This window comes from Kribbella albertanoniae, from assembly GCF_004348455.1.
Taxonomy (GTDB): domain Bacteria; phylum Actinomycetota; class Actinomycetes; order Propionibacteriales; family Kribbellaceae; genus Kribbella; species Kribbella albertanoniae.
The window spans coordinates 1-11,146 of sequence record NZ_SMKA01000294.1 but is presented as its reverse complement, the minus strand read 5'-3'; the positions used below and the strand labels follow the sequence as shown (position 1 = coordinate 11,146).

10 protein-coding genes are annotated in these 11,146 nt (G+C 67.2%); 2 read left to right on the top strand and 8 right to left on the bottom strand.

Features of this window, described 5'->3' with window-relative positions; translation table 11 throughout:
• The 6 genes from fdhD to E1261_RS38180 form a co-directional block, all read right to left on the bottom strand.
• On the bottom strand, positions 1 to 806 hold an 806-nt coding region (gene fdhD, locus E1261_RS38205), incomplete at its 3' end, for a formate dehydrogenase accessory sulfurtransferase FdhD (protein WP_132414632.1).
• The gene (locus E1261_RS38200) at positions 794 to 1,981 is read right to left on the bottom strand and encodes a molybdopterin molybdotransferase MoeA (protein WP_132414631.1); all 1,188 of its coding nucleotides are present in this window, start codon (positions 1,979 to 1,981) and stop codon (positions 794 to 796) included. The genes fdhD and E1261_RS38200, both read right to left, overlap by 13 nt.
• Positions 1,978 to 2,205, bottom strand: coding sequence for a formate dehydrogenase subunit delta (locus E1261_RS38195; protein WP_132414630.1), 228 nt, complete (start codon positions 2,203 to 2,205; stop codon positions 1,978 to 1,980). The genes E1261_RS38200 and E1261_RS38195 overlap by 4 nt, the downstream gene beginning before the upstream one ends.
• Entirely contained in the window at positions 2,202 to 5,018 is a 2,817-nt protein-coding gene (fdhF, locus tag E1261_RS38190) for a formate dehydrogenase subunit alpha (protein WP_132414629.1), read from the bottom strand. The genes E1261_RS38195 and fdhF overlap by 4 nt, the downstream gene beginning before the upstream one ends.
• On the bottom strand, positions 5,015 to 6,556 hold the full coding sequence (locus E1261_RS38185) for a formate dehydrogenase beta subunit (protein WP_132414628.1): 1,542 nt from the start codon (positions 6,554 to 6,556) through the stop codon (positions 5,015 to 5,017). Before E1261_RS38185 ends, fdhF begins: the two co-directional genes overlap by 4 nt.
• Positions 6,553 to 7,047, bottom strand: coding sequence for an NAD(P)H-dependent oxidoreductase subunit E (locus E1261_RS38180; protein WP_132414627.1), 495 nt, complete (start codon positions 7,045 to 7,047; stop codon positions 6,553 to 6,555). The genes E1261_RS38185 and E1261_RS38180 overlap by 4 nt, the downstream gene beginning before the upstream one ends.
• 311 nt (positions 7,048 to 7,358) lie before the next feature.
• On the opposite strand from E1261_RS38180, the gene E1261_RS38175 reads away from it, so the two are divergent.
• Positions 7,359 to 8,639, top strand: a complete 1,281-nt coding sequence (locus E1261_RS38175; RefSeq protein ID WP_132414626.1) for an FAD-dependent oxidoreductase — start codon at positions 7,359 to 7,361, stop codon at positions 8,637 to 8,639.
• Here the strand turns inward: E1261_RS38175 and E1261_RS38170 are convergent.
• Positions 8,599 to 9,030 (bottom strand): MerR family transcriptional regulator, encoded by a 432-nt coding sequence (locus E1261_RS38170; protein ID WP_132414625.1) that lies wholly within the window; start codon positions 9,028 to 9,030, stop codon positions 8,599 to 8,601. The two genes, E1261_RS38175 and E1261_RS38170, sit on opposite strands and share 41 nt — an antisense overlap.
• Positions 9,031 to 9,052: 22 nt before the next feature.
• Positions 9,053 to 10,087 carry an aminotransferase class V-fold PLP-dependent enzyme gene (locus E1261_RS38165; protein ID WP_132414624.1) on the bottom strand — a complete coding sequence of 345 codons (1,035 nt, stop codon included), beginning with the start codon at positions 10,085 to 10,087 and terminating at the stop codon, positions 9,053 to 9,055.
• A 58-nt stretch (positions 10,088 to 10,145) separates the two neighbouring features.
• Between E1261_RS38165 and E1261_RS38160 the strand changes: the two genes are divergently transcribed.
• On the top strand, positions 10,146 to 11,146 hold a 1,001-nt coding region (locus E1261_RS38160; RefSeq protein WP_132414623.1), incomplete at its 3' end, for an aldo/keto reductase.

Genomic DNA, 11,146 nt, shown 5'->3' with positions numbered 1-11,146 from the left:
GGGTGGGTGTAGGCGTTGAGGGAGCCGTTGCGGATGAAGCCGGCGAGGGTGAGGCCGGATTCGGCGGCCAGGTCTACGGCTAGGGAGCTGGGGGCCGAGACGGCGCCTAGGACTGGGATGCCGGCCATTACTGCTTTTTGGGCTAGTTCGAAGGAGGCTCGGCCGGAGACGATCAGGATGAGGCCGCGGGCTGGGATTCGGTGGTCCAGGAGGGCCCAGCCGATGACTTTGTCGACCGCGTTGTGGCGGCCGACGTCTTCGCGGACTACGAGCAGGTCGCCGGTCGGGGTGAAGAGGCCGGCTGCGTGCAGGCCGCCGGTACGGTCGAAGACCTGTTGGCGGGTTCGGAGTACGTCGGGCAGTTCGGCGAGGACGTCGTACCGGATCTTGACGTCGTCGTCGGCCGGGGAATGCCTTGTTTTCAAGCGAACTGCGTCGAGTGATGCCTTCCCGCAGACGCCACAGGACGAGGTGGTGTAGAAGTTCCGCTCGACCCCGGTGACAGGCGGCGGTACGCCGGGAGCCAGGCTGACGTCGAGTACGTTGTACGTGTTGCGGCCTTCGTCGTCGAGCGAATCGCAGTAGCGGGCAGCGCGGATGTCGTCGACGCTGCCGATCACGCCTTCGGTGTGCAGGAAGCCGTGCGCGAGCTCGACATCGTGGCCGGGCGTGCGCATCGTGACGGCGAGCGGTTTGCCGTCGACGCGGAGTTCGAGTGGTTCCTCGACGGCGAGTGAGTCGGGTCGGCTGCGCTCGCCGTCCGGTCCCATCCGGATCACCGGTCGTCGCGCGATCAGCCGCCCCATGGACGCGTCCCCAGCGGTAATAACCTCGCCGCGATCGCCTCAGCCGGCCCAGGATCCACCACGGCCAACGCATCCGCCCCAGCAGCACCCCGCAACATCGCCGACCCACCATGGCCCACCGGTACGGCGCCCTGTCCCGTCACCCGCACTGGTACCAGCCGCGTGCTGTGCGGATGACAGGCGACTCCACCCGCGATCGACGCAATCGGTAACTCCTGCAACGGCAAGCCACGCATCCGGCTGATCGCCGCCATCCCCAAAGTCAGAAACGCACTCAACGCCGCAAACGGATTCCCCGGCAACCCGATCACCAGCCGCCCATCAGCCAACCGCGCCAACGCCTGCGGATGCCCCGGCCGGCAATCCACCCCATCCACCACCAACTCAGCACCAAGGTCAGCCAACACAGCCCGCAGGTGATCGGCAGGCCCACCCGCCGAAGACCCCGACACAAGAATCAGGTCGGCGGCACTACTCAGCGCCTCGGCCAAAGCAACTCGGGAGTCCGGGAGATGCCGGATCGGGCCGAGTCGTGCGCCGGCGCGAGTGATCAGCTCAGGCAGCATGGGGCCGATGGCGTCGCGGACTCGGCCTGGGCCTGAGGCGCCTTGGTGGACTAGTTCGTCGCCGGTGATGAGGGCGGCTACTACTGGTTGGGGGATGACGGTCAGGCGGTTGAGGCCCAGGGACGCTGCCAGGCCGAGTACCGGCCCGTCGACGACGATGCCTACGGGCAGAACCACCTCACCAGCCTGGCATTCCTCGCCGGCTCGGCGGATGTGTTTGCCGGGCTCGGCCGGTCCGCGGACCCACGAACCGTCCAGCTCAATGTCTTCATCCCGTACGACGCTCGTCGCACCTGCCGGTACGGCGGCGCCCGTGGTGATGCTGCACGCCTGCCCGTCCGCCAACTCGACCGACGCGACACGGTTGACCGCCACATGCCCGACGACGTGCCACGGCCCAGCCCCGCGAACGGCGTACCCGTCCATCGCTGACCGATCGACCGGTGGAACCGCAGCAGGCGACACCAACGGGCTCGCGAGCACGCAGCCCGCGGCGTCCGCGAGTGCGCGGGAGACGGCGGGCTGCGGGCGACCGACGAGGTGAGCGATCCGCCGGGCCGAATCCCATGACACGTGCTCGTGTCGTGGGAGGTCGTTGGGCTGGGTCACTTCGCGGCTGCCTGGAGTTGCTGGGCAGCGAGGGCGGCAGCGGGGTCGAGGTCCTCGGCGCCGGCCTCGACGTGAGCGATCAGGGCCTGCTTCATCCGGGGATCCCAAGCGATCCGCATGTGATTGGCAATGGCCGTGGCTGCATCGGCCGCCGGCCGGTGCGCGAACTGAGCAGCGATCTCATTCGCCAATCGTACGTACGGCGGCACAGTCGCGCGGCTCATCTCACATCACCGACGACAGCTGGCTCGCGAGCCTCGGCAACCGAAGTGGGCAGCAGGTCCACCTGCACCGCCGTCACCTTGTACTCCGGACAGTTCGTCGCCCAGTCGGAGTTGTCCGTCGTGATCACGTTCGCCCCCGTGACCGGATGATGGAAAGTCGTGTAGCAAACCCCCACCGGCATCCGGTCGGAAAGCCTTGCCCGCAAGGTGGTTCGGCCGACCCGGCTGCACAACGCGACCGTGTCGTTGTTCTCGATACCCCGAACCTCAGCATCATGCGGATGCAGTTCGAGGATGTCCTCCGGGTGCCACGCGACGTTCGCCGTACGGCGGGTCTGCGCCCCGACGTTGTACTGCGACAGGATCCGTCCGGTCGTCAGAATCAGCGGGTACTTCCGCGTCGACCGCTCCGACGTCGGCACGTAGACGGTCTCCATGAACCGCCCCTTCCCGCGCGTGAACTCCTCCTCATGCATGATCGGCGTACCGTCCGGGTGCTCGAGGTTGCACGGCCACTGAATCGACCCGACCTGATCCAGCCGCTCGAACGAAACCCCCATGAACGTCGGCGTGGTCAACGCGATCTCCGCCATGATCTCGGCCGACGAGTTGTAGTGCATCGGGTAGCCCATCGCCTGGGAGATCTCGCAGACGATCTCCCACTCCTGCTTCCCGGTCTGCGGCGCCATCACCGGACGCACCCGGTTGATCCGCCGCTCGGCGTTCGTGAAGGTCCCGTCCTTCTCCAGGAAGGATGTACCTGGCAAAAGCACATGCGCAAATTTGGCTGTCTCGTTGACGAACAGGTCCTGCACGACCAGCAGATCCAAAGCACCGAGCGCGGCAAACACGTGCTGCGTGTTCGGATCCGACTGCGCGATGTCCTCGCCCTGCACGAACAACGCCTTGAACGATCCGTCGATCGCCGAGTCGAACATGTTCGGGATCCGCAGCCCCGGTTCGTTCAGCAACGGCGTACCCCAGAGCTTCTCGTACACCTCCCGTACGCCGTCGTCCGACACATGCCGGTAGCCCGGCAGCTCGTGCGGGAACGAGCCCATGTCACACGAACCCTGCACGTTGTTCTGCCCACGCAACGGGTTCACGCCGACCCCGCGCCGGCCGATGTTGCCGGTCGCCATCGCGAGGTTGGCCATCCCCATCACCATCGTGGAGCCCTGGCTGTGCTCGGTGACGCCGAGACCGTAGTAGATCGCGCCGTTCCCACCGGTCGCATACAACCGAGCCGCCGCCCGCACCTCCTCAGGCGGTACGCCGGTAGTGTCGGCAACCGCTTCGGGGCTGTGCGCGGGGTCGGCGATGAACGTCTCCCACGCCTCGAAATCCTCACACCGAGAAGCAACGAACGCCCTGTCGACCAACCCCTCGGTCACCACCACATGCGCGATCGCGTTGATCATCGCGACATTGGTGCCGGGGGCAAGCGCCAGGTGATGCGCAGCCTCGATATGCGGCGACCGGACCAGATCCGTCTTCCGCGGATCCATCACAATCAACCGAGCGCCCTGACGGATCCGCCGCTTCATCCGCGACGCGAACACCGGGTGCGCGTCCGTCGGGTTCGCCCCGATCACCAGGATCACGTCGGCCTCGTCGACCGACTTGAAGTCCTGCGTACCGGCCGACTCGCCGAAGGTCTGCTTCAGACCGTACCCCGTCGGCGAGTGGCAAACGCGCGCACACGTGTCCACGTTGTTGTTCCCGAACACCGCGCGGACCATTTTCTGGACGACGTACACCTCTTCGTTCGTCGTCCGCGACGAGGTGATCGCACCGATCGAGCCCTGCCCGTACTGCGCCTGAATCTCCCGCAACCGCCGTGCGGTAAACCCGATCGCCTCTTCCCACGAAACCTTCCGCCACTCGTCCGCGATCGAGTCCCGGACCATCGGCTCCAGCACCCGGTCCGGGTGACTCGCGTACCCGAAGGCGAACCGTCCCTTCACACACGAGTGCCCCTCGTTGGCACCACCGTTCTTGTACGGCACCATCCGCACCAGCTCGTCACCGCGCAGCTCGGCCTTGAACGAGCACCCGACCCCGCAGTACGCGCACGTCGTGATCACGGACCGGGTCGGCATCCCCAGCTCGATCACCGTCTTCTCCTGCAGCGTCGCCGTCGGGCAGGCCTGCACGCAAGCGCCACACGACACGCAGTCGGATTCGAAGAACGATCCACCGGCCCCGGCCGCGACCTTCGAGTCGAATCCACGACCCTCGATCGTCAACGCCAGCGTGCCCTGGACCTCGTCACACGCCCGCACACACCGTGAGCACGCAATACACTTCGACGCCTCGAAATCGAAGTACGGGTTGGAAGAATCCGTCGGCAGGTCCATGTGGTTCGCGCCCGCGTCGACCCCAGATCCGTAGCGGACTTCGCGCAGACCGGTGACCCCGGCCATGTCCTGCAGCTCGCAGTCACCGTTGGCCGAGCACGTCAAACAGTCCAGCGGGTGGTCGGAGATGTAGAGCTCCATCACCCCGCGTCGCAGCTTGCCGAGCTTCTCGTTCTGCGTACGTACCACCATGCCCGGCGCGACCGGCGTCGTACAGGAGGCCGGCGTACCGCGCATGCCATCGATCTCCACCACACACAACCGGCAGGACCCGAAGGCCTCCAGATTGTCCGTCGCGCACAACTTCGGTACGTCGATCCCAGCTTCCTTGGCCGCCCGCATCACCGACGTACCGGGTGCCACCTGAACGGCCACCCCGTCCACCAGCAGCTCCACAGTCGCCTCGCCCGGCCGAGCCGGCGTACCGAAATCAGGTTCCTTCAACAAGCTCATGCCCCGAAGTCCTTTCCGAAGTGGCGGACGGCGCTGCGCACCGGCAGCGGCGTGAGCCCACCCATCGCGCAGAGCGAGCCGTCGGTCATCAGGTCGCACAGGTCATCGAGTACGACGAGGTTCTTCTCACGGTTGTCATTGGCAACGATTCGGTCGATCGTCTCCACACCGCGGACCGCGCCGACCCGGCACGGCGTGCACTTGCCGCAGGACTCGGCGGCACAGAACTCGAAGGCGAACCGGGCCATCGCTGCCATGTCCACGGTCTCGTCGAAGACCACGATCCCGCCATGCCCGACCATCGCCCCGGCCGCCGCGAACGCCTCGTAATCCATCGGCAGGTCGAACTGCGAGACCGGCAGATACGCACCCAACGGCCCACCGACCTGTACGGCGCGGATCGGGCGACCGGACGACGTACCGCCGCCGAACTCGTTCACCAGCTCGCCGAGCGTGATCCCGAAGGCCGTCTCGACGATGCCGCCGCGAGCCACGTTGCCACCGAGCTGGAACACGCTGGTGCCGAGCGACCGCCCAACCCCGTACGCCGCGTAGGTCGCCGCGCCGTCAGCCAGAATCGTCGGGACTGTTGCCAACGACAACACGTTGTTAACCACGGTCGGCAGCCCGAAAAGTCCTTCCAGGGCAGGGATCGGGGGCTTCGCACGCACCTGCCCGCGCTTACCCTCGAGGCTCTCCAGCATCGAGGTCTCTTCACCGCAGATGTACGCACCGGCACCGACCCGGACGTGCAGATCGAACTCGAACCCGGAGCCGAGAACATCGGCCCCCAGCCACCCCTCGGTCCGGGCGAGCTCGATCGCGGCCCTGAGCGTCGCCACCGCATCCGGGTATTCGGAGCGCAGGTAGACATAGCCTTCCGACGCCCCCACGGCGTACGCCGCGATGGTCATTCCCTCGATCAGCGTGAACGGGTCACCCTCGATCAGCATCCGGTCCGCGAAGGTCCCCGAGTCGCCCTCGTCCGCGTTGCAGCACACGAACTTCAGGTCGGACTGAGCACCAAGAACAGTCCGCCACTTGATACCGGTCGGGAAGCCGGCCCCTCCGCGGCCGCGGAGACCGGACTCGACCACGGTCTCCACGACCTCGGCCGGGGTCATCGCCAACGCCTGGCGCAGCCCCCGGATACCGCCGTACGACGTGTAGTCGTCGACGGAGAGTGGATCGGTCACGCCGACCCGGCCGAACGTGAGCCGCTGCTGCTGCCGCATCCACGGCAGCTGTTCTACGTTTCCGAGGCATGCCGCCAACCCCCGCGCACCGTCGAGCATCCCGGCGGCCACCAGCCCGTCGACATCCTCCGGCGCGACCGGCCCGTACCCGATCCGCCCGTCAGGCGTCTCCACCTCGACCAGCGGCTCGAGCCACAACATCCCGCGCGACCCGTTCCGCACGACCTCAACGGCCGGCGCGCCCTCAGCTCGCCCGCTCGCGGCAGCCACGATCCGCTCGGCCACCTCATCCGAGCCGACCGAACGCGCAGCCGAGTCCCGGGACACGAAAACCCGGGTCATCGCGCGTCTCCCAACAGTGCGTCAAGCCGCGCCGGCGTCACTCGACCATGCAGCCGCTCACCGACCTGAACCGCCGGCCCGAGTGCACAGTTACCGAAGCAGAACACCTCGTCCAACGTGATCCGCCCGTCATAGGTCGTCTCCCCGAACCCGCAGCCGACCGTCCGCTTCGCATGCTCGGCCAGCTCGACCGCCCCCACCGATCGGCAGGCCTCCGCCTGGCAGATCGCGACCACGGTTCGCCCAGCCGGCGTACGGCGGAAGTCCTTGTAGAAGGTGACCACGCCGTGTACCTCGGCCACCGACAGGTTCAGTACGTCGGCGATCACCGGCACGTCGGGCTGGTCGACGTACCCGAGCTCTTCTTGGACCGCATGGAGTATCGGGATCAGGGCACCGCGGAGCCCGCGCAACTCAGTCGCTATCTCCCGCACGCGCTGAGCACGTCCAGGAGCCGGAACGGAGGAAGCGGCCACTACCTCACTCGTCATGTATACAACATCCCGTGCCCAGGGAGCGGGGTCAAAGCAATGCTGCCTATGACCTGATAGACGCTGTCTATGAACCCCACCCGAGTGGCCCGTGGTGGGGGTTATTTGAGTGATTGCGGTGTTCAGGTGCGTGCATCGCGGTGCCGGAGGAGCGGCCTCGATGCTTTTCCATCGTGGCTGTTCCTCCGGTGCCGTGAGGTGCGTGCCTGGGCGCCGCAAGCGCCAAATAACACCCGCCACGGGCCACTTAGTGCCCCGAGGTTTGCCCGATGGCGCGTGGAATCGATCGGCCTCCGCGCGAACGTTGAAGCATGGGTACGAGGGCTGTGGTCGCGGGCGGGAGTATGGCAGGGCTGCTGACGGCGAAGGTGCTGAGCCGCTGGTACGACGAGGTTGTCGTCCTGGACCGGGATGAGCTGCCGCTGGAGGCGGTTCATCGCAAGGGCGTTCCGCAGAGCCGGCACGCGCACGGACTGCTGGCTCGCGGGCATCAGACGATCGAGCGCCTGGTGCCCGGGTTCCGGGACGAGCTGGTCCGGCGGGGTGCGGTGACGAACGACCAGCACAACGACATCCTCTTGTACAACGAGGGCCGCCTGCTCAAACGCGCTCCGTCGAATCTGACCGGACTGCTCGCCAGCCGGCCGCTGATCGAGTCGGTCCTGCGGGCGAAGGTGACCGAGGTTCCGAACATCGTCACCTGCGCCGGTACGACGGTTGACGGGCTGATCGCAGAGGGCGGCAGACTGACCGGCGTACGGGCCAATGGTGAGCGTCTCGACGCGGATCTCGTGGTCGACGCGACCGGGCGCAGCAACCGCGGACCGACCTGGCTGCGCGAGCTCGGGTACGACGCCGCTCCGGTGGACGAGGTCCGGGCCGGAATCGTCTATATGTCACGCGAGTACCGCCGGGTGCAGGGCGATGCGGATTTCCTCGGCGTGATCTCCGGCCACTATCCGGAGAACCCGGTCGGCTGCGGAGCCGGCGCGAACGACGGCGACCGCTGGCTGGTGACGCTGCTCGGGGTGGAGGACAACGCGCCTCCGGCCGAGCCCGGAGCCTTCGAGGACTTCGCGGCCCAGCTCGACGGGCCGGAACTGCATCGGCTGATCACGCGGGCCGCGCCGCTGACCGATCCGGTCCGCTACCGGATCGGTCCCAGCGTCCGGCGCCGGTACGAGAAGGCCAGTCGCCTGCCCGAGGGATTCGTCGCGGCCGGTGACGCGCTCGTCTGCTTCAACCCGGCGTACGGCCAGGGCATGACGATCGCCGCCCTCGCCGCCGAGCACCTGGCCGAGGTCCTCGAGAACGGCGGCGACCAGATCACCCGGCGCTACTTCTCCGGCATGGCCAAGATCGTCGACACCGCCTGGGTCATGTCGACCTCCAACGACCTGCGCTTCGACACCACCGCGGGCAAGCAGCCGCTGGGCGCCCGCCTGCTGGTCCGCTACCTGAGCCGGCTGAACAGGGCAACTGCTACCGATGCCGTGGTGGGCCGCCAGTTCCTGGAGGTCGTCAACCTGCTTGCGGGGCCGACGTCGTTACTCAAGCCGACGACGCTCTTGCGGGTCCTTCGGTCGAGCTAGCGTCTGTCCAGAGGCAGCTCGCGGTGCCCGCTGCGACGTGCTCCTCGTAGATCGACACCTTGTGGGTGATGACCCGCAGCGACTCCTGCAGGTCCTCGAGCTGCGCGGTGATGTAGTCCTGGTGACTGCGGAGCAGGTCCAGGCGGTCCAGTTCGTTGCCAGAGCCTTGGCGGACGAGCTCGGTGTACCGGCGGATGGTGTCCAGCGGCATCCCCGACGAGCGGAACTTGATGCACATCGCCAACCAGTCGACGTCGTCCTCGCTGTACACCCGTCGCCCGTTCGACTCCCGCCGTACCGGATCGGCCAGCAGCCCTTCCCGCTCGTAGAACCGCAGCGCGTGCACACTCAGCCCGGTCCGCTCCGCAACCTGCCCGATACTCAGCCCCATAGGGCTAATCCTAGACTTCGCTCTAGGTCAACGGCTTCAAAGCAGCCAACGCCTGATGTACGTCGTCTCGCGTGGAGTAGATGTGGAACGACGCCCGCAGCTTCCCGTCGCGGACCGCTGCCCGGATGCCGGCCGCCTTGAAGGCCGCGTCTGCGCCCGGGAGGCTCGTGCTCACGATCGCCGAGTTCGACGGCGGCAGCCCGAGCCCGTCGCGGAACTCGTTGGCCAGCGCGAGGTTGTGCTGGTTGATCGTTTCGACGCCGATCTGCTCGACCAACTCGAGCGCCGGAGCGGCCCCGACGAAGCAGAACCACGACGGCGACTGGTCGAACCTGCGCGCGCCTTCGGCCAGCACCATCCGGTCGCCGTAGTACGAGCCGTGCACGTCATCCCCGGCGTACCAATTGGCGGCCGTTGGGCGGCAACGCTCCTGCAACCGTCGCGACAGGTAACCGAGCGTGGCACCACGCGGCGACATCAACCACTTGTAGGTGTGCACGACGAGCGCGTCGATCCCGTCGACGGTGAGCGGCAGCCAACCCATGCCCTGGCTGGCGTCGATCACCACCAGCGCGTCAATCTCCTTGCTAGCGGCAACTACTGCCGCGAGGTCGAGTACGGCGCCGGTCGACGACTGGACCGCACTGACCGCGACCACGTCGATCCCCGGCCGGATCGCGGCGACCAGCTCGGCTCCCGGGACGGCGATCACCTCGACCCCGCGATCCTCGTGGACCTTCCAGGGGAAGACGTTCGAGGTGAACTCGACATCGTCGGTCAGTACTTTGGAGCCCTCGGGCAGTGCAGCGGCAACCGGCGCGAGCGCGGCCGAGACCGTGCTGCCAATGAACACATCCGCAGCGTCGGCACCGAGCAGCCGAGCGAACGACTCGCGGGTGCGGGTGGTCGATTCGTCCCACGGCTCCCAGCTGGTCGCGCCGACCCACCAATCCCCGAGCGCGGCCTGCAGCGCTTCCCAGGCCGGCCGCGGCGGCAGTCCGTACGAAGCGGTGTTCAGCCAGCCTGGCTCGGGTTCCCACAGCTCTTTGTAATCCACGCTGCCAGCTTACGGACGACTTGACCTAGACAACACTCTAGCTTTTAACCTCCGTCCCATGCGCTATCGACCACTTGGCAAGACCGGTATCGAGGTCAGCACCCAGGCTCTCGGGACGATGATGTTCGGAGCGGTCGGAAACCCCGACCACGAGGACTGCATCCGGATCGTCCACGCCGCCCTGGACCAGGGCATCAACTTCGTCGACACCGCGGACATGTACTCCGCCGGTGAGTCCGAGGAGATCGTCGGCAAGGCGCTGAAGGGCCGCCGCGACGACGTCGTACTGGCGACCAAGGTGCACTTCGCACTGGACGACGACAACCCCCGCAACCGGCGCGGCAACTCGCGCCGCTGGATCATCCAGGAGGTCGAGAACAGCCTGCGCCGGCTCGACACCGACTGGATCGACCTTTACCAGATCCACCGGCCGGACCACACGACGGACCTCGAGGAGACGCTCTGGGCGCTCACCGACCTGGTCAGCCAGGGCAAGATCCGAGCCTTCGGTACGTCGACCTTCCCGGCCGAGGAGATCGTCGAGGCGTACCACGTGTCGGAGCGTCGTGGGTACGGGAAGTTCCGGACCGAGCAACCGCCGTACTCGATGTTGAGCCGCGGCGTCGAACGCGCGGTCCTGCCAACCGCCCGCCGCCTCGGCATGGGCGTACTGACCTGGAGCCCGCTCGCCTGGGGCTTCCTGACCGGCAAGCTCCGCAAGGACCAGCCGATCGACCTGACCACCGGCCGCGCCGCCCTGGCCCCACACCGCTTCGACCCGACCCTGCCCGCGAACGCCGCCAAGTACGACGCCGTCGAGCAACTGATCGAGGTTGCCGCGGACAACGGCCTCTCGCTCCCCGAACTCGCCCTCGCCTTCGTCACCACCCACCCCGCCGTCACCGCAGTCATCAACGGCCCGCGCACCATGGAGCAGCTCGACGGCCTCCTCAAAGCCGCCGACCTCACCCTCGACGACAGCACCCTCGACCGCATCGACGAAATCGTCCCACCCGGCACCGACATCTACGACTCCAACGCCGCCTGGCAGTCCCCCGC

Coding starts and splice junctions, on each gene's coding strand:
- E1261_RS38195 (WP_132414630.1), bottom strand. CDS start 2,205: ATGAGCCGCGCGACTGTGCCGCCGTACGTACGATTGGCGAATGAGATC.
- fdhF (WP_132414629.1), bottom strand. CDS start 5,018: ATGAGCTTGTTGAAGGAACCTGATTTCGGTACGCCGGCTCGGCCGGGC.
- E1261_RS38185 (WP_132414628.1), bottom strand. CDS start 6,556: ATGACCCGGGTTTTCGTGTCCCGGGACTCGGCTGCGCGTTCGGTCGGC.
- E1261_RS38180 (WP_132414627.1), bottom strand. CDS start 7,047: ATGACGAGTGAGGTAGTGGCCGCTTCCTCCGTTCCGGCTCCTGGACGT.
- E1261_RS38175 (WP_132414626.1), top strand. CDS start 7,359: ATGGGTACGAGGGCTGTGGTCGCGGGCGGGAGTATGGCAGGGCTGCTG.
- E1261_RS38170 (WP_132414625.1), bottom strand. CDS start 9,030: ATGGGGCTGAGTATCGGGCAGGTTGCGGAGCGGACCGGGCTGAGTGTG.